The organism is Aurantiacibacter suaedae (assembly GCF_005434915.1).
Taxonomy (GTDB): domain Bacteria; phylum Pseudomonadota; class Alphaproteobacteria; order Sphingomonadales; family Sphingomonadaceae; genus Alteraurantiacibacter; species Alteraurantiacibacter suaedae.
In genome coordinates this window covers 46,622-67,607 of record NZ_SKCG01000004.1, presented here as the reverse complement: position 1 = coordinate 67,607, position 20,986 = coordinate 46,622, and the positions used below count along the sequence as shown (strand labels likewise).

Below are 20,986 nucleotides of genomic sequence, written 5' to 3'. Positions count from 1 at the left end.
AACTGCGCGTTTGTGCGGGATTGGTCAAGGCCTCGCGCATTCGGACAGGTTATGAGTCATGCAAATCGCGTGGGGGCAATTCGGATTATGGTGCTGGTCAAGCCATCGCAGGGTGAGCGGTCGCTGGGCGCGATCAGGATCGCGCTGGCGCTGGCGATCGCGGCCTTTCTCGGCGCCTCGCTGGGCATGGTGTGGCACAGTTCCGGCATCGGTTCGGGAGAGTCCGAGGAGGAAGAAACGCTCGTTGCTGACGAACCCGCAAAGGCGCCCGAATCTGCGCAGGCGCATTAGGTGGCGGCACGCCGTGGCCGGGCGATCCAGCTTGCCGCCACGATCATGGCAAGCCCCGCGAAGGTCGCCAGCGTGACCTTCTCGCCGAACCATTGCCAGCCGATCCATGCCGCCCACACGAAGCCGGTGTATTCGAGCGGAACCAGCGCCTGCGTTTCGGCCCGGGCATAGGCCCAGGCAATCGCCATCGAACCCAGCACGGTGAGCGCCCCGGCCATGCCGATTGCGCCGAGCACCGCCGCTGAAGGCATGGTGAAGGCAAAGGGCGCAGCAAGCAGCAGCACCAGCCCGCCGATGCCCGAATGGAAGGTCGCCACCTCAATAGGCCCGGCCAGCTGCGACTGGCGGCGGATCACGATGAAGCTGTAGGCATAGCACAGCGCCGAGCAGGCCATCGCGGCAAGGCCGAGCGCCAGATCGTGCGTCAGCCCGGCCGCGCCGATGCGTCCGGCTACGATCACCAGTGTGCCCGCAAAGCCCAGCAGCGAGGCGAGCATCGCGCGGCGGCTGATCGTCTCGCCCAATAGCAGGCGCGCGAAGTAGAGCGTTACCAGCGGGGCGACGAAGCTGATCGCCAGCGCTTCGGCCAGTGGCAGGCGGGTGAGCGCGAAGAACCAGGTGAGCGACATCGCTGCGGTCACCACGCCACGCTCGATATGGAGCCTGAGCAGGTGCCCGCGCGGCCAGCGGGGGCGGCGCGCAAGCCACAGCGGGGCAATCAGCACTGCGCCGATCAGGCTGCGCAGCAGGGTGGCGGTATAGGCCCCGGTTAGCAGTGCAGCGTGCTTCATGAAGCCGTCCATCACCGCGAACAGGGCGATCCCGCCCGCGGCCAGCAAATAGGGGAGGATAGGTTGGCGCTCGGGCATGGCGCAGCGCCATGCTTGCTTGTATTATGCGGCGCAACCGGTTCATGCGCGCGTCATAGCCGGTGCGCGATAGGAGGCAGGCTCAAGGCGCGCCTGCCCCTGCGCGTTTGTGCTAGGAAGAGTTTTATGAATCGTACCCGTCTCCTTCTCGCTTCGAGCTTAGCGCTCGGAACACTCGCCAGTCTTGCCGGGCCTGCCGCGGCGCAGACTTTGTCGGCGCAGGCCGAGCCGAAGAAGGATGCCGACAAGGTCGCCGCGCCAAGCGGATCGTCAGCCTTTGAGCGGGCCTTCACTTCGGAAGAGGTGGTGCAGGCCGATCCGCGCCACTTCGAGGCGATGGACTGGACCAATGCTCAGGCCGAAGAACTGCTCGGCGTGATCCGCGCTATCGATGCCGAGGGGCTCGTCCCCGCCGACTATCTGCCCGAGGAACTGGCCGCTGCTTTGCAAGCCAATGACGAACAGCAGATCGACGAACTGGCGAGCACCGCCTTTGCCTGGTTGGTCGAAGACCTGCGCGACGGGCGCACGCCGATGGCAAACCGCCGTCAGTGGTTCGTTCTCGATCCGGATGCCGACCGCAACCCCACTGCCACGGTGATGGCCAATGCGCTGGAAACGGGCGACATTGCGGGCACGCTCGAAGCGCTGAAGCCGACGCACCCCGACTATGCCGCGCTGCGCGACAAGCTTGCGCAAACGCCTGCCGGCGACACCGAGGAGCGCCGCCTGATCCGCGCCAATATGGACCGCTGGCGCTGGCTCGCCCGCGATCTGGGGCCGCAGTATCTGATCACCAATGTGCCCGAGTATCAGCTGCGGCTGACGGTCAACAACCGGATCATCCGCACCTATCGCACCGTAGTCGGCAAACCGGGCCGCACCGCCACCCCGCAGCTGGCGGAAACGGTTTCAGGCGTGGTGTTCAACCCGACCTGGACCGTGCCGCAATCCATCGTGCGCGGTGAGGGGCTGGGCGAGCGGGTGCTCAACAACCCGAGTTGGGCCGCCCGGCAGGGCTATCGCGCCACGCGCGGGGCCAACGGCTATATCTCGGTGGTGCAGCAGCCGGGGCCGGGCAATGCGCTGGGCGTGATGAAGCTCGACATGCCGAACCCCCATGCGATCTTTTTCCACGACACCCCGAGCCGGAACATGTTCAATCAGGACGATCGTGCGCTCAGCCACGGTTGTATCCGCACCGAGCGGGCGCTGGAGCTGGCGATGACCGTTGCGATCCTCGGCCAGGGCGCGACGCGTGATGAGGCGGTCGAGATCTCCACCAGCGGGGAATATACCCGCGTGCCGGTGAAGAAGACGATGCCTGCCTACATCACCTACTTTACCTACGGCGTGGATATCGACGGCAACCTGCGGCAGTTCGACGATATCTACGACCGCGACGAGCCGGTCTTTGCCTCGCTCGACGCACCGCGTGTGCGCGACCGGGCAAGGGTGTCTAGCGAGGAAGTGATCGAGGTTGTCGACGACCCGCGCGATACGCTCTGAGCGGCTGCTGCCTTAGGGCAGCTGCTCAGCGGGATCGATGATATCGGGCGATACGGGTGCCAGTTCAGGCCCGTTCGTAGCGGCCATTCCGGCAAAGTCGGGCGTGCGCTGCGGCGGTCGGGCCACGTCTTCCCCATTCGCGCCGATCCCTAGCGCATCGGCATAGAGCAGCCGCCCGCCCATCAGCCGGGTGAGCGCCTGTGGGAACACTTCCGGTCCGAAGGCAAAGCAACCGTTCGACCGGCCCAGCCTGCCCCAACGCGCGACGTGTTCGGGCGTTGCATAACTTGCAGGATGCATCACGATCGCGCGCGGAAAGGCGTTCGAATTATCGGGGTCGAGCCCGCCGAGGCGGACCGAGGTGCCGTAGCGGCCCTCGTACCATTCCCAGGTGATATAGCCGCCACGGCTGCTGGCCCAGCTGTCGGGAACATTGGAAAAGCCGTTCAGCCAGCCATCGTGCTCGGGATCGGACCCGGCGCCGTGCGTGACCAGCACTGAATCGACCTTTCCCGCCACCAGATCGACGAAATGGAAGCGCGGCTCTGCGGAATGGAGGCCGTAGTCGGCAATCCCGACCACGTCGGTATGCCAGAGGCTGCCACTGGCGCGCTCCGCCTGTTCGCGCGCCACATCGAGCAGGCGCCGCGTGCGCAGGTCGGGTCCGGCCTGCGCAAACAGTTTTCCCGGCGCGGACACGGTGGCAGCAGCAGCAGCGGAGCAGGCGAGGAAATGGCGGCGGTCCATGGTGCCTCTTATAGACCGGGGCACCTGAACCTTGTCCATACCGTCATTGGCCGTGAAGGGCCTCGATGGCGTTCTGGCTGGCTTCGGCATAGTGCCCATCGGCGTGGGGATCCTCGCCGCCAAAGCGCAGGAAGCTGGCGTTTTTGTCGCAGCCTTCGCTGCCGGAGTGGCGATAGTGCTCGCGCGGGAGGATTACGGTGCGGCTCTCGCTGGCCAGCAGAAGATTGGCCGCGACTTGCGCCGCCCCATCCTCGCTCAGCGCTTCGGCTCCCACCAGCTGTTCCAGATCGGCCCGGCTTGCTGTGGCATAGCGCAGGCCCGGTCCACCGGCGGCAAAGCCCATCAGCCCCATATCGCCCTGGAAATAGCGCCAGTTGCCGCGATTGACCGCGGCAAGGCGGCTTTCGAGCCGGGCCGTGATATTGCCCGTAGTCGGCCCATCGGGGTAGGCCAGGCGGCAGAAGTCGCCCAGCGGGCGGGCACTTTCGAGCGCCCCTCTTCCCGGTAGAACGACACTGGCGTTGAGCGCAACGGCCCGCTCGACCTCGGGCACCGGGCCGAGGGTTACACTGTCGTTCGAGAGCCACAGCCAGTATTCGCTGTTGCGCCGTTCGAGCAGGGTGCTCAAGGCGCGCCAACCCGGTCCCTCGGGAAGGGGCCTCTCGCCCTTGTTCGCCGGTGCGATGATTTCGGGATCGCCGCAATGGTGTGCCAGCAACGCGCGGTCGCTGCCGATCAGCGTGCCATCGTCGAGCAACGCGACCCGCCCTTTGCCGAGCTGGGCGTGCAGGCTCTTGACCGCCACGAGGCAGGACAGCAGCTCTTCGTTTCCGATTTCGGCGAACAGCACCAGGCCGTCGTTGTGCGATGTGATCGGCGGGGTATCGAGAATGCCCTTGATCGCTTCGGCATGGCGCGCCGATTCGACAATGCGCAGCCAGCGCCGGGGGAGGGGAGGCATATCGCTCATTGGCTCAGCACCATCGCATCGCCTTCGATGGCGACCTTGTTGACGTGGGTGAGGAACGACTGGCCGAGCAGCGAAATCGGCAGCCCTTCCGGCACGACCACGGCGGCGACGTCCTGCGCCTCGATCCCGCCCAGCGACACTTGCGGCAGCGTGACGAACACGCCGCGTACCGGGCCGGACGCGCCGCGCGCCACCGTCGTCAGCTCGGCCTGATCCCAGTAAAGCCCGGCGGCGAGAGCATCGTCCTCGGTCAGCGCAATCATGCTGGCGCCGGTATCGACCAGCATCCGCGCCGGTGCCGCGTCGAGCTGAACCTCGGCATAGAAGTGCCCGTCACCCGCGCGAGCAAGAGTGACGTCGTCGCTCCAGTTCGCGGCTGTGGCATCGGGCCGGAGCGTCGGGGCTGCCTGGGCCGGAGCCGGTTCACCCTGCTCCATCGGCATACCGAAGCCGATGGCGAGGCCAACCAGACATGTCGCAGCGAGTGGTGGCCCCATGTTCATGGGGCCGGATTTTATCGGCGGGTGCTTATCGCGAAGTAAACGCGTGGCCCCTATTCGGCGGCAACCGTCGCATTTCCGGCATCACTCATCCCGTCTTCGATCTCGGCCGCCTTGGCTTCGACGAGGCGCACGATGTGATCTAGCATATCGGCGCTTTCGATGTGATGGTCCTTAACTCCTGAAAGATAGACCATATGCTTGCCGTTGCCGCCACCGGTAAGGCCGATGTCGGTCTCCCGCGCCTCGCCGGGGCCGTTAACGACGCAGCCGAGCACCGAAAGGCTCATCGGCGTCTTGATGTGTTCGAGTCGCGCTTCGAGCGCTTCCACGGTGCGAATCACATCGAAGCCCTGCCGCGAGCAGGAAGGGCACGAGACCACCCGCACGCCGCGCGTGCGCAGGCCCAGCGCCTTGAGCATCTCGAAGCCGACCTTCACCTCGCGCTCGGGCTCGGCCGAGAGCGACACGCGGATCGTATCGCCAATGCCTGCCCACAGCAGGTTGCCGATGCCGATGGAGGACTTCACCGTCCCGCCGATCAGCCCGCCCGCCTCGGTGATGCCGAGATGCAGCGGGCAATCGACTGTTTCGGCAAGGCCCATGTAGGCGGCGACGGCCAGGAACACGTCGCTGGCCTTCACCGCCACCTTGTATTCGTGGAAGTCGTGATCCTGCAGCAGCTTGATGTGGTCGAGTGCGCTTTCGATCAGCGCTTCGGGGCACGGCTCGCCGTACTTCTCGAGCAAGTCCTTCTCCAGCGACCCGGCGTTCACGCCGATGCGGATCGAGCAACCGTTGGCCTTGGCCGCGCGCACCACCTCGGCCACCCGGTCGGACGAGCCGATGTTGCCGGGGTTGATGCGCAGGCAGGCCGCGCCCTTGTCAGCCGCTTCGAGCGCGCGCTTGTAGTGGAAGTGGATGTCGGCAACGATCGGGACGTTCGCCGCGCGCGTGATCTGGTCGAAGTTCGCGGTCGCCTCTTCGGTGGGGCAGGAGACGCGCACGATATCGGCGCCTGCATCCTCGCAGCGGCGAATCTGGTCGATGGTGGCGGCCACGTCCTCGGTGGGCGTGTTGGTCATGGTCTGCACGCTGATCGGCGCGCCGCCGCCCACCGGCACCTTGCCGACCATGATCTGGCGCGACTGGCGCCGTTCGATCATGCGCCAGGGGCGGACGGCGGAGATGCTGTCGGAACTCATGTCTCTTCCTTAGCCTGGCCCCAAGGTGTGACAGGTGCGACAGTGTCCTGGGGCAAAAATTCGAGGCGGCGCAAGCGCGGCCCGCAGCCAAGCATATGGCCACAATATTGCAGGATTGCGAGGGGCTGCGTCATCTCGCCGCATTCCTAGCAGGCGCGACCCTTGTAGGAAATATCGCTGGTGCAGGATCAAAGCCCTTCCCCAGGGGGAGCGGAGCAAGGCGGGGGAGGCGAGGTGACTTGCTAGGCAAGCGGCCTCGCTTGCGCCATGGTTGCGGCCATGAACTTCGATCAGGACAAAGACCTTGATGGGCCGCTGCTGTTTGCGCGCGTGCTCGACGGCAAGGGAGCCGGGCGCGCTATCGACTGGCAGGAGGCCAGGCGCTGGACGCCCGAGCGGCCCGGCGAAGTGATGTGGCTGCACCTTTGCCGCAATTGCGAGGGTGTAACAGGCTATCTCGAAAGCCTCGGCATTCCCGAGCCGACCGTGGAGCTGCTGGTGTCCGACCGCACACGCCCGCGCGCCTTCCGCGAGGGCGAGGCGCTGGTGGTGACGCTGCGCGGGATCAACTTCAATCCCGGTGCCCAGCCTGAAGATATGGTCTCGATGCAGATGTGGTGCGATGGCACGCGGCTGATCACGCTGCGCAAGGAGCCGCTTCAGACCCCGCGCGAGGTGCTGGCCATGGTGGACCGGCGCGAGCTTGGCCCGACCGACTGCGGGGCGCTTATCACCGAGCTGACCGAAGCAATGATCGCCCGCATGAGCCACGCCATCATCGACATGAACGACCATATCGACCTGCTTGAAGAGCGCGATCTGGAAGACGATGATACCGATGAGGTGCTGGGCGAGATTTCGATCATTCGCCGCAATTGCCTTGCCCTCAAGCGGCACATGGGCCCGCAGCACGAGGCGCTGGAGACGATATCGCGGCAAGCTCCGCCATGGTTCGAGGACCATGATCGGCGCGAGATATCCGAAAGCATCGACCGGCTGCGGCGCTATCTCGACGATCTCGACATCTCGAAGGAAAGCGCGGTGGTGTTGCAGGACGAAATCCGCGCGCGATCGGTGGCGGGTAGCGAGCGGGCGACCTATATGCTCACCATCGTGGCGGGAATCTTCCTGCCGCTGGGATTTCTGACAGGGCTGCTCGGGGTCAACGTGGGCGGGATGCCCGGCATGGATGATGCCGATGCATTCTGGGTCGTTACCGGGCTGTGCGGCGCCATCGTGGCCGTGCAGCTGGCGTTGTTCTGGAAGTGGCGCTGGTTCTAGGAGACACGGCCGATGGAAGGTCACGACACAGGGTTCGTGCTGCAGGACGGCGCACTGATGCTGGCCTTTGCGCTGGTGGCGGTGATTGCATTCCGCCGCGCGGGGCTTGGCGCAACGCTGGGCTACCTCGTGGCGGGCGTGCTGATCGGGCCGCAGGTGCTGGGCCTGGTCGGCAATGCCGAACAGATGGCCGAGATCGCCGAACTGGGCATCGTGATGCTGCTGTTCGTGGTCGGGCTGGAATTAAGCCCCGAGCGGTTGTGGCGGCTGAGAAAGGCCATTTTCGGGCTAGGCACGGCGCAGGTTGCGATCTGCGGCATTGCGGTCAGCCTGATGGTGGCCGTGCTCACCAACTATTCGCTGGCCGCGGCCTTTGCCATCGGCCTGCCTCTGGGCCTGTCGTCCACCGCGCAGGTGTTGCCGATGCTGCAATCGGCGGGCCGTTTGCGCACGCCGTTTGGTGAGAAGGCATTTGCGATCCTGCTGTTTCAGGATCTCTCGATTATTCCGCTGATCACCATCGTCACCGCGATGAGCCGCAACCCCGCCGATGCCGATGCGCCTTCGGGCCTCGTTCTGGTGGGGCTGTCGCTGGCGGCCATCGCGGGCCTGATCGTGGCCAACCGGCTGGTGGTGAAGCCGCTGTTCCGCCTCATCAGCCGCCTGGGCGAGCGCGAGCTGTTCGTGATGGCGGCGCTGTTCACGGTTTTCGCGAGCGCGGCGGTGATGGAGCTGCTTGGCCTTTCGGCCGCGCTGGGTGCCTTCATCGCGGGCGTGATGCTGGCCGATACCCGCTATCGCCACGAGCTTGAGGCCGATATCGAGCCGTTCCGCTCGATCCTGCTGGGCATGTTCTTCCTTGCCGTGGGTATGATGCTCGACCTTTCGGCCATCGCTTCGCAGCCATGGACCGTGATCGGCTTTGCCGCGCTGCTGATCGTGGTGAAAACCGCCGTGATCGCCGGGCTGGGCCTTGCCATGAAGATGGCCTGGCGTTCGGCGCTGGCGCTGGGCCTGCTGCTGTCGCAGGGGGGTGAGTTCGCGTTTGTGCTCTATTCGCAGGCCGAGGGCGCGCTGCTGCTGGCCGAACAGTCGGTCAGCGTGTTCTCCGCCGTGGTCACGCTGTCGATGGCGACCACGCCGTTTCTTATGATGCTCAACAGGCGTATTCGTACGCCGCAGTTGGACGAGGAAAAGCGCGAAGGGCCGCGCAACGATGGCGCCAGCGCGGTTATCGTCGGCTTCGGCCGCTTCGGCCAGACGGTGGCGCAAACGCTGATGGCAGGCGGCGTCTCGGTCACGATGATCGACAGGAAGGTCGACCAGATCGACACCGCCGAGGAATTCGGCTCGACGGTCTATTTCGGCGACGGAACCCGCATCGATATGCTCCGGCAGGCCGGGGCGGGGGAAGCGCAGCTGATCCTGTTCTGCCACGACGAAATGCCCGACGCGGCGCTAATCGAGTCGGTCAACGAGGCCTTTCCGCAGGCGCAGATCTATATCCGGGCCTTCGATCGGCGCGGGCTCATAGAGTTGGCTGATACCCCTTCGGCGGGGGTGGTGCGCGAGGTGTTTGCCGGGGCGATCCGCATGGCGCGGCTTGCCCTTGCCGGGATCGGCGAATCGGAAGAAAGCGTTGAGCGGGCCGAGGCGACCTATCGCCGGATCGACAAGGAGCGGCTGCAACTGCAGCTTGATGGCGGCGACATCTATGCAGCGCGCGAACTGTCGCGCAAGCAACAGAGAGAGCTGCGAAAGTTCGGCGAAAGTCGCAACCTGGAGTAGCTCAGGCGACGATCCCGGCCAGGTGCTGGGCTGCGGCGACCATCGGCATCGGGCGCGCGAACAGGTAGCCCTGTGCGTGGCTCACCCCCAGCGATTGCATCGCCTCGGCCTGCGCGCTTTCCTCGATTCCCTCGGCGACCACGGCGCCGTTCCATTCGCTGACCAGCGCCACAACCGCGCTGACCAGCGCGCGGGCGGCAGGATCGGTCGCCACGTTGCGCGCCAGCGCCATGTCGAGCTTCACGAAATCGGGTTTCACCAGTGCGGCAAGCTGCATCGAGGCGTAGCTAGTGCCGACCATGTCGATGGCCACGCGCGCCGTGGGACGGATTGCCTCAAGCGCCTGAACCAGCGCGAGTTTGTCCTCGGCGGCGGCATATTGGGTGAGGGTGACGATTACGTCGGCGGGGGCCTCTGCTTCGAGCGCGGCCCGCACCGCGCCGCTCACTACACACCGCGCGGGGGCCTTGATGGCGGCGAAGAAGCCTTCTGGCACGCCGGCAAGTGTCTCGATTGCGCCGCGCACGGCGGTCATCTCAAGCTCTTCGCCAAGCCCCGTGCTTTCGGCATCGCCGAACCATGCACCGGGGCTGCGCTTGTTCACATCGGGGAAACGGGCGAGGCATTCGACGCCGACCGGCTTGCCATCTGCAAGCTGATGGATCGGCTGCTGGAAAATGGTGACGGCATCGCCTTCGAACATGTCCTCGATGCGCTGGCGGGTCTGCTCGCGCCGTGCCGCCTCGGCGATCAGCGTGTCGATCCGCTCGGCAGCCATGGCCGCGAAGCCTTCGAAGATGGCGAGGTCGCGGCCGGTGAGGGTGGGATCGGGTGTCCGGCCCATCGCGCAGAAGCTGCCCCACACGGTGCCATCGGACAGGCGCAGCGGAACCGAGAAATGCGTGCCTACCGGCAGAGCCTCGGTGATGTGAAGCGCCAGCGCCTTGGGATAGGGCGCGGGGTCGGCAATCATTTCTGGCAGTTCGCCGGTCAGCACGTGCCAGCAATAGGTCTCTTCGCGGTGCTGGCGCAGGCCCGGTTCAAGCGGCAGATCAAGCAGGCTGTCGACATGGGTGATCTCGCGCGTTTCGTCCGCGACCCAGCGGCCGATCAGGCCGATCTCCAGCCCGAGATGCGCGCGTGCAGAATGCAGGAAACCCGCAATCTGCGGGTCGCTCGCCAGCTCGTCGTCAAGCGGCGGTTCGGGTGCCTCGTGTGCGGGCAGGATAAAGGTCATGTCCCCCATAACAGGAGGGGATGCCACAAAGTGCCTAAATCGGTGTTAACCCGGTGATGTTGCAGGCGGCGCGCTGAACCGCAGTTCGTAGAGAAATTCCTCGTCGCGCTGGTCGCCCACGTCGAAATAGATGTCAGCGATCTTGGCAAAGCCATAGCGGGCATAGAAGCGCTGCGCGCCGTAGTTCTCGCTATAGACCGAAAGCTGCAGCGCATCGTGGCCGCCGGCCCGCGCCTCGTCCATGGCCCAGTCCATCAGCCCGGCGCCGATCCCTATGCCCGTGTGGTCAGGATCGGTGTACAGCTGGCACAGCGCCATCGGATTGGCCGCGTCGGAATATTCGGAATAGTAGCTCGGCACGCGGATCTTCACATAGCCCAGCAGCGCCCCGCTGGCCGGATCGACTGCGAGGCGGTGGCGATGCACATCGTCGCTCACCTCTTCGGCTACGGCGGCGGGGGCATAGCATTGTTCGAGGAAAGCGGCGAGATCTTCAGCCCGGTAGAGAGTACCAAAGGCAGCGCAAAAGCTGTCGCGGCCCAGCTTCGAGAGGCTTTCCACATCCTCCAAAGTGGCCGCGCGCAGCACCACTTGCGTCATGAAAACTTGTCCTTCTTGCGTTTGCCGAAGCGCATGCCGCTTTCAAGATGGGCGCGCAAGGCGGCATAAAAGGTGGTCAGGAACTCGCGCTCGTCACCGCTGCCGATGTCCCACCCGATCTTGCGGCAGATCGCCTCCGCCACATCCTGCATGGCTTGTTCGTCGCCTGTTCGCAGGACACCCTCAAGCACCTGCAATTCGTGTTCGCCATAGACCGCCAGCTCGGCCTCGCCGAAGCGGTAGGTCTGGCTGTGGTCGGGCGCGAGCGAGATCGCGTCTTGCAGCTTGGCCCGCCGGGTCTCGACCACGAAAGTGCCCGCGACCAGATCGCCCGCGCGCAGCGCATCGCGGTTGCAGAACGGGAACAACACGAAGACCGCCAGCCACACGAAGGCCGCCGCCCCAGTCAGCCCGGCGTCGAAGCCGTTGCCCATCAGGAAGAAGGCCGGGATGAACACCTCGACATCGCGCATCAGGTTGCGCGCAATCACCATCTCGGTGGTGAGCCGTTGCCCCCCTCTCGCCGCCACGCGCATACCGAGCAGCCGCTTTCCCGGCGTTGCCCCGCGCGCGCCCAGTTCGAACCAGAGGAAATATCCGTAGCGTGAGAAGAACACCGCGAGGATGACCACGATGCCGACCAGTTCGCCCGCCGGGGTTCGGCCTATCCCTTCAATCGAACCGAGGTTCAGCCCGATCAGCCCAAGGCACAAGATGAACACGAGAAAGCCGACAAACAGGAAGAACAGATCGAGCAGCAGCGCCAGCGCGCGCGATCCCCGGCTGGCAATGCGCAGCGGCAGCGCGAGGCCCTCGGGCGTAATCAGTTCGCGCTCGCGCTTGGCATTGGCCGTAGTGATGGCGGTTTGCAGCTTGGTCATGCCGCCCGATCCTGCCGCCTGCGCATACCGGCGAAATAGAGGCACCAGAAGGCCAGCATCGCCCCGCCGATGGCCAGCCGCGCTGATGGTTCGCCGACCAGCTGGCGCACGAAGCCTTCGAGCAGGCCTGCCACAACCAGCATGATCGTGGCCCCGGCCATCACCTGCGCCGCGCGCACCCCCGCGTTCTGCGCAGCGGCAAGCACCGAGCGCTGGCCGGGAAAGGCCATCGACCGCCCTACATGAATGCCCGCTGCGCCCGCCAGCAGGATCGCGCCCAACTCAGTGGTGCCGTGAACCGAAAGCCAGGCGACGAATTCGTAACCCAGCCCCGCCTCGGCGAACACGAACAGCATCGCCCCGAGCAGCGCCATATTCGAGATCAGCAACAGCAGCGTGGGAATGCCGAAGGCGAAGCCCAATGCAAAGGCGAGGATGGCGACGCCGGTGTTGTTCGAAAACAGATAGGTGGCGAAGACCGAAAGCCCATCGGCGTTGGCGGTCGGTTCGAGCGACTGGCGCAACACTTCCGGGTCCGCACCCGGCTCGCGTCCGTCCGACATCGCGCCCGGCACCAGGGCATAGAACCAGTCGGGCTCGCGGCTGACCAGCAGCCAGCCGACGGCGGTGCCTGCCACCATGAAAAACAGCGCAATGCAGATGTCGAGCCAGATCGTGCGCACGGCCCGGCTCCAGCCGCCGCCGAGGAAGCCGCGCAGCCAACCGGTCAGCGTTTCGCGCGGGCCGTAAATCTGGAACCAGGCGCGCCGCACCAACGCATCGAGATAGGCGATGGCGGCGGCATCGAGGCTGGTTTCGCGGGCCACGGCGAGGCTCGATGCGGCCTTGCGATAGAGCACCGGCAGATCGAGCAGGTCATCGTCGGTAATCCGCTTCGGGCGCCCTTTTTCCAGCGCGGTGACGATCCGTTCGAGCCGCTGCCAGTCGACCTCGCGTTCGAGCCGGAACCGGTCGGAGCGCAGCGAAGCGGCCTCGATTTCGGCCGAAGGGGCGATCTCGGCCTGCCGGAACCACGGGATCTTGCGGAGATAGTCGAGCGCCATCAGCCAATCGCCTCATGCCGTTTCGCGGAAAGGTAGGCGTCGATCAGGCGGTAGCCGATCTGGTCGTGCTTCGCCTCGATCACGTCCACGCCCAGCCGCCGCAACCGCGAAAGCACCAGCGCGCGCTGGCGGGCGAGGGCATCGGCCCCAACGGCCACGGCCAGATCGCCGATGTTCTCGGGCTCGGCATCGGTCAGCTCGGCCAGTTCCTCATCGGCCATGGTGACGAAGATCACCAGATGATGGCGCACCAGCCGCTCGACGCTTTCGACCATCAGTTCGGCGCTGGTCGGGTCGCTGAAGTCGGAAAACAGCACCACCAGCGAGCGCCGACGAAGCCGCCCGGTGAGGGTGGAGAGCGCAAGGGTGAAATTGGGTTCGCGCGCGGTGTAATCCAGTTCGGCGGCGGCGGTTTGCAGGCGGTAGAAGGCGCGGGTGTCGGTGACGAAGGGTGTCATCAGCTGCGGCTGGTCGGCAAAGCCGAACAGGCTTACGCGGTCACCGCCCTTCAGCGCGACATAGGAGGCGACCAGCGCGGCCGAGACGGCGCGGTCGATCCGGGGCAGGCCGTCGATCGGCTCGCACATCGACTGGCCGCAATCGAAAGCGAACACGATCTGGTTGTCGCGCTCGGTCTCGTTCTCGCGGGCGAACAGCCGGGTGTGGCGGGCCGAGGCCTTCCAGTCGATCCGGCGCCGGTCCATCCCCGGTTCGTATTCGCTCAGCGCCTCGAACTGCGTGCCTTCGCCCCGGATGCGGCGGGCGACGAGGCCGAATTGCGAGTCGCGGAAGAAGGTCTGCAAGACTGGTGAACGCACCGGCGAGAGATCGGGCCAGACGCGCACTTGCTGGTCGAGTGCGCGATAGACCTGCCGTGCCGCCAGCCCCAGCGGACCGCGCCAGCGCAGCCACAGGCCGCTCAGCGCGCCGGTGCCCCGGCGTTGCGGAACAAGATCGGCGCTGCCCGCGAACTGGCCGTCTTCTCCGGTTGGCGCCAGCGCGAAGTGCAACGCCCCATTGGGGCCGAGGCGCGGGTCGAAGCCGATGGCAGCTTCTGGCGGTGAGGCTGCGGCATTGCGCCGAAGCGCGGCGGTGACGTGCAGCGGCGAAGGCTGACCGACTTCGCAGTCAGCCGGGGCGGAGAGGTCGAGCGTGGCAAGACCTCCCGCCAGCACTCCATCGAGTACCACCACGAGCACCAGCGCCAGCCCTGCAGCGGGCGCGATGGCCCAGGCGCTCGGCGCAGTCGCCGCCAGCACCACGGCCAGCGGCGCAAGCAGAGCCAGCAGCACCAGCGCGCGCCCTGTCGGCACGAAGGGCAGGCCGGGAAGCCGGGGAAGTTTGGGCAAGCGCATCTTAGGCTTAGCGCGGGGCCTCGGTCTGCTCGATCAGCTGTGCGACCAGATCCTCGACCTTTCGCCCTTCAATCTCGGCGGCGGGGCTGAGCAGCAGACGGTGGCGCAGGGTGGCCGTGGCGAGCGCCTTCACATCGTCGGGCACCACGTAGTTGCGCCCTTCCAACGAGGCGCGCGCCCTTGCAGCATTGGCCAGCAGCACGGCAGCGCGCGGGCTTGCGCCGCTGGCGATATCGGCATGATCGCGCGTGGCGCGGATCAGGGCGACGGTATAGCCGACGATCTCGTCCGACAGGGTGACGGTCTTTGCGGCCTCCTGCGCCGCCGTGATGGCCTCGGCACCCGCCACCATGGCAATGCCGTAGTCGTCCGCCTTGGGCGCGCCGCTGCGCGCGCCGAAGCGGGCGACGATCTTCGCCTCTTCCTCAGGCGACGGGTAGGGCACCAGCAGCTTGAAGGCAAAGCGGTCGAGCTGCGCCTCGGGCAGCGGATAGACGCCCTGGCTTTCGATCGGGTTCTGCGTGGCCACCACCATGAAATTGGGGCTGAGCGGGTGCGCCTCGCCGTCAAGCGTCACCTTGCGTTCCTGCATCGCCTCAAGCAGCGCGGCCTGCGTTTTGGGCGGGGTGCGGTTGATCTCGTCGGCCAGCAGCAGCTCGCAGAAGATCGGGCCGCGGGTGAGCGTGAAGCTCGAGGTCTGGAAGTTGAACAGGTTGGAGCCCAGGATGTCGCCAGGCAGCAGATCGGGCGTGAACTGGATGCGCCCGAAATCGAGCCCGCTGGCGCGCGCGAAGCATTGGGCGAGGAAAGTCTTGGCGGTGCCGGGCGGGCCTTCGAGGAGGACGTGGCCCTGCGCAATCAGGCCGATCAGCAGGTGATCGACCGCCTCGTCCATGCCGACCACGGCCTTGGCCACCTCGGCGCGGATAGCGCTTGCCAGGTCGGCGGTCTGTTCGAGCGTGAAGGTCATGGGCGTCGTGCTCATGGGGTCAGCGTCCTTTCGATTGATCGTAGTGCGCGGCTGGCGCGAAGGATGTCGGCGGGCTTGCGCGCCTGCCGCAGCAGGTTTGCCCAGTGGCCAAAGCTCTCGCCCTGATAGTCGGTACGGGTGAGCGCGTTGTCGATGGCACGCTCTCGCGCTTCGCCTTCCGGCTCGCGCAGCGACAGGCGGCTGGCGATGCGCCGGGCCACCAGCGCCGCATAGGGCGCGCCCAGCAGGTGCCAGCGCTTGAGCCGGGCGAGCAGCGCCGCGCCGTTCATGGCGAGCTGGCGCTTGCCCTGCGCCATGGCCGAAGCCTCGGCAAAGGGTGGGCCGAAGCGCTGGAACGCGCGCCATGCCACCAGCAGTGCGGCGAGGATCAGGCACAGAGTCGCGGCAAGGAAGGGCGGGGTGAAGGCAAGGGTGAGCAGGTTCTGCGTCTTGGCGAGGCCGGGCAGCGTCATGTCGAAAGTGATGTCGAGATCCGCGTCCTCGGAGGCCTCGTGAACAAGCGCATCGGCGAGCCGCGCGCGGGTTTCGTCGGCCATGCCCCAATTGTTCACCAGATCGGGTTCGAACACGATCACCAGCGGCCAAGCATCCCCATCGGCATAGAGCGCGCCCGCCAGCATATCGCCCTCGCTGTCGACCACCAGCGGCTCGATCGTGCTGTCGCCCGTTTCGACCAGCGCCATGGCATTGGTGCCATCGGGCAGCGTGCCCTCGTAGCCGAGCCCGGAGAAACCGCCGGTCTCGCCGATGGCCAGCTCGGCCCCTTCGCCGATGTCGAGCGCGTCGAACCATGGCGGGGGCATGGCGTGGGCCAGCAGTACCCAGCCCGGCTCTGCCTCCACAGGCACCGAATCGGGGATCGGCATCGCGATCCACTTCGGCAGGACCAGCATGGTCGGCCCTGTATAGCGTCGCCGTTCGATGATCTCCGCCAGTTCCTCGCCATCGGCATCGAAACGGGGGGTGAGCACGAGCAGGCCGTAGTCGTCGAGATTGCCTTCTGAGAAGTTCAACGACACCGCGTGTCCGCTGTTCTCAAGCAAGTTGACGAACCCGGAGTAGCCGTCGAGCCCCGGCGATTTCGCGTGCGCTCGGCCATCGCGCTCGCTCGAACCGTCAAGCCCGTGGGCCATGGCGTAAAGCAGCAGCAGGAACGAGGCCGCGCCGACCAGCAGCACCAGCGCTACCGCACCGGGGCGGAACGGGCCTTTCGCGCGGCTCACAGCGCGTTGCCTTTCAAGCGGGCAAGCGCGAATTCTGCATAGGCATCGCGCGCGGCTTGCCAGTCGTCCTGCCCCAGATGCTGCAAGGCGAACAGGCTGCGCTCGACCCGCTGGGCGATCACGCCAAAGGCCTTGCGTGCCCCATCGGGCAGCGCCGGTTCGGCGGCAAGTTCGCGCGCCGTGCTCGATGGATCGACAAGGTCGGGCCGCGCGGTGGCGATCTGGTCGACCGAACGTTGCAGCAACAGGTGCGTCGCCTCGTCGAAGCGGCCTTCGGCAGCGAGCCGGTCGGCATCTTCGAGCAGCGCCATCGCCGCCTTGCTGTCGGGCACCCAACCGGCCTGCTCAGTATCCTTGCGCGAGCGGCGGGCGAAAAGGTCTGGCCCGATCAGGCGCCACAGCAGGAAAGCCAGCACCAGCACGCCGATCCCGATCAGTACCCATTTGATTGCCGGCCAGCCCTCGACCAGCGCTTCCGCAACCGGGCGGAACAGATTGCCCAGCCATTCGAACAGCTCCCTGATCCAATCGGGCGGTTCTTCGCGAGCGGGCATCTCGACCGGTGCAAACTGCGTCTGCTGATCGGCGCGCATCTGCGCATAGGCCTGAGCCAGCTCATCGCCCTGCGGCGCCAGCGCCTCGCTTCCCGATACCGTGCTCACGTTGTCCTCCTGTGGCATGGCGCCACGCGAGAGGCAATGACCGGTCGCTTATCCGCGCACCTGAGCCTGGCGGTAGGTGCCGAACATGCGCACATCCTTGGCGTGGAAGTTCAGCTCCTCCAGCGCCCTGTCAACCGCCGCATCGCCCGGCGAGCCTACGATATCGGCGTAGAACTTCGTTGCCGCGAAGCTCGCGCCCTCGTGATAGCTTTCCAGCTTGGTCATGTTAACGCCGTTGGTGGCGAAGCAGCCCAGCGCCTTGTAAAGCGCGGCAGGCACGTTCCTCACCTCGAACACGAAAGTCGTGATCGCGTCCTGCCCCTTGAGGCTTGCCGGATCGAGCGGCTCCTTCGCCAGCACCACGAAGCGGGTGGTGTTGTCGTCGGCATCCTCGACGCGGGTATCGACGATCGACAAGCCATAGAGGTCGGCCGCGATGGCGGGCGCGATGGCGGCGACCGAACGATCCCCCAGTTCGGCCACGTGCGCGGCGGAGCCGGCCGTATCGGCGTGGCTCAGCGGCACCATGTTGCGCTCCATCAGATAATGCCGGCTCTGGCTAAGCGCATGGGGATGCGAAAAGGCGGCCGTAAACGGGCCAAAGCTGCCATCGGCCTGCGGCAGAGCCATCAGCGCATGGTGGATCGGCATGAAATATTCGCCGACGATGAACAGCCCGCTTTCCGGAAGCAGGAAATGGATATCGGCCACACGGCCCGCCTGCGAGTTCTCGATGGGAATCATCGCGCACCCGGCGCGCCCTTCGGACACCGCATCGAGCGCGGCGGCAAAGCTGAAGCAGGGCAGCGGCAGGAACTCGGGCGCATATTCCATCGCCGCGCGATGTGAATTGGCACCTGGCGCGCCCTGAAAGGCGATGGCGCGCTCAGCGTTTTCGGCGGCGGCGGCGCGCATCTGTTCGACCAGGCGCAGGGCGGGAGCGGGGAAAGAATCCATAGCGGCACAGCCGGTAGCCGGGCGTGGCGGCGCTGCCAAGCGCGTAGAAGCGCCTTTCGGGTCTTGCACATAGGGCAAGCAGCCCCTAGAGCGCCTACGAAATCGGGCAACACAAGCAGAAACGCGACCGGACTATGGGCGATCGTCTCAACACTATCTTTGGCTGGGTTCTTTTCTCCGGCGTCATTGCACTCGGGCTGACTGCGATCAGTTCGCGTGTTTTCCATGCTGACAAAGCAGAAACGCCGGAAAATCCGGGCTACGTTATCGTCGCCGACGAGGGAGAAGGCGGGGCCGATGCCGGTCCGTCTCTGGCGACGCTGCTCACCACCGGCGATGCCGGCAAGGGCGAGGCGGTTTTCGCCAAGTGCATGGCCTGCCACACCATCGCGCAGGGCGGTGCCGACGGTATCGGCCCGAACCTCTATGGCGTGCTGGGCAAGCCGATTGGCCAGCATGAGCCGGGCTTCGCCTATTCGAGCGCGCTCTCGGGCCACGGCGGTGACTGGACCTATGAGAACATGGACCACTGGCTGACCAGCCCGCGCGGCTTCGCCGATGGCACGAAGATGAGCTTCGCGGGCCTGTCCTCGGCTGAGGATCGCGCGAACGTCATTCTTTATCTGCGTGCCAACGGCGGCGGCCCCGATCTGCCCGAGCCGGAAGCAGAGGAAACCGAAGAACCCGATGCTGCGCTCGCGATGGAGAACGAAGGTGCAGATGCTGAAGCTTCGGCCGATGAGCCATCCGAAGCCGCGCCCGAGGAAGACGAAGTGGTCGTGGCCGACTGACCTGTTGCGCCAGCCACGCTAGGCTTTGCTGACAATGAAAAAAGGGCCGGGATAATCCCGGCCCTTTTTCTTTGCGCTATGCGAAAGCTCAGGTCTCGCTGTCCTCCGTTTCGCTCCGGCCCTTGAAGCCCTGCGCCACCACGAACCACTCCGAGCTGCCCTTGCGGCTAGCGGGCGGCTTGGCGTGCTTCACCGTTTTGAAATGGCGCTTGAGCAGGGCGAGCAATTCGGCATCGGTGCCGCCGGCAAACCCCTTGGCCACGAAGCTGCCGCCCTCGGCCAGAACCTCGACCGCGAAGTGCGCCGCCGTTTCCACCAGCGCCATGGTGCGCAGGTGGTCGGTCTGCTTGTGGCCCACGGTGTTGGCGGCCATGTCGGAAATCACCAGATCGGGCGGGCCGTCGAGCGTGTCGGTCAGCAGGCCGGGCGCCTCGTCGGCCATGAAGTCGAGCTGGAAGATCGTCACGCCGTCGATCGGTTCGACCTCCAGCAGATCGATGCCGACCACCGCCGCGCCCGGCGCGCGCTTGCGCACCACCTGCGACCAGCCGCCCGGCGCGCAGCCGAGATCGACCACCCGCTTCGCGCCTTTTACAAGGCCGAAGCGGTCGTCGAGTTCGATCAGCTTGAACGCGGCGCGGCTGCGCCAGCCCTGTTCCTTGGCCAGTTTGACGTAAGGATCGTTCAGTTGCCGCGTAAGCCAGCTGTTCGAGCTGGCCTTGCGCTTCTTGTTCGATTTCAGCCGGCGAACCGAATCCTGTCCTGCCCGTGCCATCAGTGGTTCTCTTTCTGGCGCAGTAGATACAGCGCCTGTTTTGCCGCTTGCCCTTCGGCATCGGCGGCCATCAACGAGCGCAGGATGCCTTCGCGAATGCCCCGGTCGGCCACGCCCAGCCGCTCGGCAGGCCAGATGTCGAGTATGGCTTCGAGGATCGCGCAGCCTGCCACCACCAGCTCTGCCCGTTCGGTGCCGATGCAGCCCAGCCTGCCGCGCTCGGCTGGCGACATCGAAGCGAGCCCGGAGGAGATCGCGCGCATATCGAGGGCGGGCACGATCAGCCCGTCGACCGCCTTGCGATCGTATTGCGGCAGCTTGAGGTGGACGCTGGCAAGCGTGGTGACGGTTCCGCTGGTGCCGAGCAGGCGAAGGTCGTCGGTGCGGCGGCTTTCGATACGTTCGGCAAATTCGGCGAAGCTGTCGCGCACCAGGCTCCGCATGTCTTCGTAGCGGGCAACGCGGCCGTCCTTGTCCTTCGGTTCCAGCCCGACCGTTTCGGACAGCGACACAACACCCCAGGGGACCGACTGCCAATCGAGGATGCGCGGCACGGGGCCGCCCGATTCGATCAGCACCAGCTCGGTCGAGCCGCCGCCGATGTCGAAGATCACCGCTGGGCCGCGCCCGTCTTCTAACAGGATATGGCAGCCCAGCACGGCCAACCGCGCTTCCTCCTCGGCGGTGATGACATTGAGGGCAATGCCGGTTTCGCGGCGTACCCGCTCGATAAACTCATCGCCATTGCTGGCCCGGCGGCAGGCCTCGGTAGCGACCGAGCGGGCGAGGTAGACCTTTCGCTTGCGCAGCTTGTCGGCGCACACATGCAAGGCGCCGAGCGCGCGGTCCATCGCCTCGTCGCTCAGGCGGCCCGTTTGCGCCAGCCCTTCGCCGAGCCGAACCACCCGGCTGAAAGCGTCGATCACCGTGAAGTTTTCGTCTTCGGGGCGGGCGATCAGCAGGCGGCAATTGTTGGTGCCAAGATCGATCGCGGCATAGGCCTGATTGGCGGTTTGCGGGCCGCCCGGATGCGGCTGTGCCGGCTGGTCTGGTTCAGCGCGCCTTGCAGCTGGCGCTTGTGCCTCGGGGGGCTTGCGTGGTGTGATGCCGGACTTGCGGGAGGACGCTCTCCCTCGGTGGGGGCGCCGACGCCGCCTCCCCGATGCGGGGCGTGCAGCGCTGTCGCGCTTGTCCGGCGGGCCTGTCTCCGCCATCGCTTGATACTTTCCAAAACTTCAAAACCCGCAGCAGCTAAGCCGCGGAACCTGACAAGAGGCTAGACCAGACCGG

Annotated in this window: 21 protein-coding genes; 5 read left to right on the top strand and 16 right to left on the bottom strand. The window is 66.0% G+C overall.

Features of this window, described 5'->3' with window-relative positions; genetic code table 11:
- The first annotated feature begins 87 nt into the window (after positions 1-87).
- Positions 88-291 (top strand): hypothetical protein, encoded by a 204-nt coding sequence (locus E0473_RS14325; protein WP_137681603.1) that lies wholly within the window; start codon positions 88-90, stop codon positions 289-291.
- Here E0473_RS14325 and E0473_RS14320 read toward each other — a convergent pair.
- Complete coding sequence (locus tag E0473_RS14320) at positions 288-1,160, bottom strand: DMT family transporter (RefSeq protein ID WP_137681602.1); 873 nt, start codon at positions 1,158-1,160, stop codon at positions 288-290. The two genes, E0473_RS14325 and E0473_RS14320, sit on opposite strands and share 4 nt — an antisense overlap.
- Positions 1,161-1,286: 126 nt before the next feature.
- Here E0473_RS14320 and E0473_RS14315 point away from each other — a divergent pair, with 126 nt between their 5' ends.
- Positions 1,287-2,669: a L,D-transpeptidase family protein gene (locus tag E0473_RS14315; protein WP_137681601.1), complete on the top strand. Its 1,383-nt coding sequence runs from the start codon at positions 1,287-1,289 to the stop codon at positions 2,667-2,669.
- Between the two features lie 12 nt (positions 2,670-2,681).
- On the opposite strand, the gene E0473_RS14310 is transcribed toward E0473_RS14315, so the two are convergent.
- Genes E0473_RS14310 through ispG form a run of 4 tightly spaced genes read right to left on the bottom strand, consistent with a single transcriptional unit; the run spans position 2,682 to position 6,076 of the window.
- Positions 2,682-3,416 (bottom strand): murein L,D-transpeptidase catalytic domain-containing protein, encoded by a 735-nt coding sequence (locus E0473_RS14310; RefSeq protein ID WP_137681600.1) that lies wholly within the window; start codon positions 3,414-3,416, stop codon positions 2,682-2,684.
- Positions 3,417-3,459: 43 nt separating this feature from the next.
- Entirely contained in the window at positions 3,460-4,386 is a 927-nt protein-coding gene (locus E0473_RS14305; protein WP_137681599.1) for a hypothetical protein, read from the bottom strand.
- The gene (locus tag E0473_RS14300; RefSeq protein ID WP_241657539.1) at positions 4,383-4,889 is read right to left on the bottom strand and encodes a retropepsin-like aspartic protease family protein; all 507 of its coding nucleotides are present in this window, start codon (positions 4,887-4,889) and stop codon (positions 4,383-4,385) included. Before E0473_RS14300 ends, E0473_RS14305 begins: the two co-directional genes overlap by 4 nt.
- Before the next feature lie 50 nt (positions 4,890-4,939).
- Positions 4,940-6,076, bottom strand: coding sequence for a flavodoxin-dependent (E)-4-hydroxy-3-methylbut-2-enyl-diphosphate synthase (gene ispG, locus E0473_RS14295; RefSeq protein WP_137681760.1), 1,137 nt, complete (start codon positions 6,074-6,076; stop codon positions 4,940-4,942).
- A gap of 282 nt (positions 6,077-6,358) precedes the next feature.
- Here ispG and E0473_RS14290 point away from each other — a divergent pair, with 282 nt between their 5' ends.
- Both E0473_RS14290 and E0473_RS14285 read left to right on the top strand, forming a co-directional pair.
- A complete protein-coding gene (locus E0473_RS14290; protein WP_137681598.1) occupies positions 6,359-7,372 on the top strand; it encodes a zinc transporter ZntB in 1,014 nt (337 codons plus the stop codon).
- 12 nt (positions 7,373-7,384) lie between these two features.
- Complete coding sequence (locus tag E0473_RS14285; RefSeq protein WP_137681597.1) at positions 7,385-9,160, top strand: monovalent cation:proton antiporter-2 (CPA2) family protein; 1,776 nt, start codon at positions 7,385-7,387, stop codon at positions 9,158-9,160.
- A gap of 1 nt (position 9,161) precedes the next feature.
- On the opposite strand, the gene E0473_RS14280 is transcribed toward E0473_RS14285, so the two are convergent.
- The 9 genes from E0473_RS14280 to E0473_RS14240 are packed head-to-tail and all read right to left on the bottom strand — an operon-like array spanning position 9,162 to position 18,130.
- The gene (locus tag E0473_RS14280) at positions 9,162-10,397 is read right to left on the bottom strand and encodes a sensor domain-containing phosphodiesterase (protein WP_161981622.1); all 1,236 of its coding nucleotides are present in this window, start codon (positions 10,395-10,397) and stop codon (positions 9,162-9,164) included.
- 45 nt (positions 10,398-10,442) lie between these two features.
- Positions 10,443-10,997 carry a GNAT family N-acetyltransferase gene (locus E0473_RS14275; RefSeq protein WP_338325103.1) on the bottom strand — a complete coding sequence of 185 codons (555 nt, stop codon included), beginning with the start codon at positions 10,995-10,997 and terminating at the stop codon, positions 10,443-10,445.
- Positions 10,994-11,878, bottom strand: a complete 885-nt coding sequence (locus E0473_RS14270) for an RDD family protein (protein WP_137681595.1) — start codon at positions 11,876-11,878, stop codon at positions 10,994-10,996. The genes E0473_RS14275 and E0473_RS14270 overlap by 4 nt, the downstream gene beginning before the upstream one ends.
- Positions 11,875-12,942: a stage II sporulation protein M gene (locus tag E0473_RS14265; protein WP_137681594.1), complete on the bottom strand. Its 1,068-nt coding sequence runs from the start codon at positions 12,940-12,942 to the stop codon at positions 11,875-11,877. Before E0473_RS14265 ends, E0473_RS14270 begins: the two co-directional genes overlap by 4 nt.
- Positions 12,942-14,291 carry a DUF58 domain-containing protein gene (locus E0473_RS14260; RefSeq protein WP_241657538.1) on the bottom strand — a complete coding sequence of 450 codons (1,350 nt, stop codon included), beginning with the start codon at positions 14,289-14,291 and terminating at the stop codon, positions 12,942-12,944. Before E0473_RS14260 ends, E0473_RS14265 begins: the two co-directional genes overlap by 1 nt.
- A 13-nt stretch (positions 14,292-14,304) precedes the next feature.
- Entirely contained in the window at positions 14,305-15,282 is a 978-nt protein-coding gene (locus E0473_RS14255) for an AAA family ATPase (protein WP_137681592.1), read from the bottom strand.
- Positions 15,279-16,511 (bottom strand): DUF4350 domain-containing protein, encoded by a 1,233-nt coding sequence (locus E0473_RS14250; protein WP_137681591.1) that lies wholly within the window; start codon positions 16,509-16,511, stop codon positions 15,279-15,281. Before E0473_RS14250 ends, E0473_RS14255 begins: the two co-directional genes overlap by 4 nt.
- Positions 16,508-17,191 (bottom strand): hypothetical protein, encoded by a 684-nt coding sequence (locus tag E0473_RS14245; protein ID WP_241657537.1) that lies wholly within the window; start codon positions 17,189-17,191, stop codon positions 16,508-16,510. Before E0473_RS14245 ends, E0473_RS14250 begins: the two co-directional genes overlap by 4 nt.
- 30 nt (positions 17,192-17,221) lie before the next feature.
- Positions 17,222-18,130 (bottom strand): prephenate dehydratase, encoded by a 909-nt coding sequence (locus tag E0473_RS14240; protein ID WP_137681590.1) that lies wholly within the window; start codon positions 18,128-18,130, stop codon positions 17,222-17,224.
- Positions 18,131-18,264: 134 nt separating this feature from the next.
- Between E0473_RS14240 and E0473_RS14235 the strand changes: the two genes are divergently transcribed.
- Positions 18,265-18,921 carry a c-type cytochrome gene (locus tag E0473_RS14235; RefSeq protein ID WP_137681589.1) on the top strand — a complete coding sequence of 219 codons (657 nt, stop codon included), beginning with the start codon at positions 18,265-18,267 and terminating at the stop codon, positions 18,919-18,921.
- A gap of 88 nt (positions 18,922-19,009) precedes the next feature.
- On the opposite strand, the gene E0473_RS14230 is transcribed toward E0473_RS14235, so the two are convergent.
- Together E0473_RS14230 and E0473_RS14225 are read right to left on the bottom strand one after the other, a co-directional pair.
- Positions 19,010-19,696 carry an RlmE family RNA methyltransferase gene (locus E0473_RS14230; protein WP_137681588.1) on the bottom strand — a complete coding sequence of 229 codons (687 nt, stop codon included), beginning with the start codon at positions 19,694-19,696 and terminating at the stop codon, positions 19,010-19,012.
- Positions 19,696-20,910, bottom strand: coding sequence for a Ppx/GppA phosphatase family protein (locus E0473_RS14225; RefSeq protein ID WP_137681587.1), 1,215 nt, complete (start codon positions 20,908-20,910; stop codon positions 19,696-19,698). Before E0473_RS14225 ends, E0473_RS14230 begins: the two co-directional genes overlap by 1 nt.
- Positions 20,911-20,986: the final 76 nt, after the last annotated feature.

Coding starts and splice junctions, on each gene's coding strand:
- E0473_RS14310 (WP_137681600.1), bottom strand. CDS start 3,416: ATGGACCGCCGCCATTTCCTCGCCTGCTCCGCTGCTGCTGCTGCCACC.
- E0473_RS14235 (WP_137681589.1), top strand. CDS start 18,265: ATGGGCGATCGTCTCAACACTATCTTTGGCTGGGTTCTTTTCTCCGGC.
- E0473_RS14305 (WP_137681599.1), bottom strand. CDS start 4,386: ATGAGCGATATGCCTCCCCTCCCCCGGCGCTGGCTGCGCATTGTCGAA.
- E0473_RS14320 (WP_137681602.1), bottom strand. CDS start 1,160: ATGCCCGAGCGCCAACCTATCCTCCCCTATTTGCTGGCCGCGGGCGGG.
- E0473_RS14230 (WP_137681588.1), bottom strand. CDS start 19,696: ATGGCACGGGCAGGACAGGATTCGGTTCGCCGGCTGAAATCGAACAAG.
- E0473_RS14245 (WP_241657537.1), bottom strand. CDS start 17,191: ATGCCACAGGAGGACAACGTGAGCACGGTATCGGGAAGCGAGGCGCTG.
- E0473_RS14325 (WP_137681603.1), top strand. CDS start 88: ATGGTGCTGGTCAAGCCATCGCAGGGTGAGCGGTCGCTGGGCGCGATC.
- E0473_RS14290 (WP_137681598.1), top strand. CDS start 6,359: ATGGTTGCGGCCATGAACTTCGATCAGGACAAAGACCTTGATGGGCCG.
- E0473_RS14285 (WP_137681597.1), top strand. CDS start 7,385: ATGGAAGGTCACGACACAGGGTTCGTGCTGCAGGACGGCGCACTGATG.
- E0473_RS14225 (WP_137681587.1), bottom strand. CDS start 20,910: ATGGCGGAGACAGGCCCGCCGGACAAGCGCGACAGCGCTGCACGCCCC.
- E0473_RS14255 (WP_137681592.1), bottom strand. CDS start 15,282: ATGAGCACGACGCCCATGACCTTCACGCTCGAACAGACCGCCGACCTG.
- E0473_RS14265 (WP_137681594.1), bottom strand. CDS start 12,942: ATGGCGCTCGACTATCTCCGCAAGATCCCGTGGTTCCGGCAGGCCGAG.
- E0473_RS14240 (WP_137681590.1), bottom strand. CDS start 18,130: ATGGATTCTTTCCCCGCTCCCGCCCTGCGCCTGGTCGAACAGATGCGC.
- E0473_RS14280 (WP_161981622.1), bottom strand. CDS start 10,397: ATGACCTTTATCCTGCCCGCACACGAGGCACCCGAACCGCCGCTTGAC.
- E0473_RS14300 (WP_241657539.1), bottom strand. CDS start 4,889: ATGAACATGGGGCCACCACTCGCTGCGACATGTCTGGTTGGCCTCGCC.
- E0473_RS14275 (WP_338325103.1), bottom strand. CDS start 10,997: ATGACGCAAGTGGTGCTGCGCGCGGCCACTTTGGAGGATGTGGAAAGC.
- E0473_RS14270 (WP_137681595.1), bottom strand. CDS start 11,878: ATGACCAAGCTGCAAACCGCCATCACTACGGCCAATGCCAAGCGCGAG.
- E0473_RS14315 (WP_137681601.1), top strand. CDS start 1,287: ATGAATCGTACCCGTCTCCTTCTCGCTTCGAGCTTAGCGCTCGGAACA.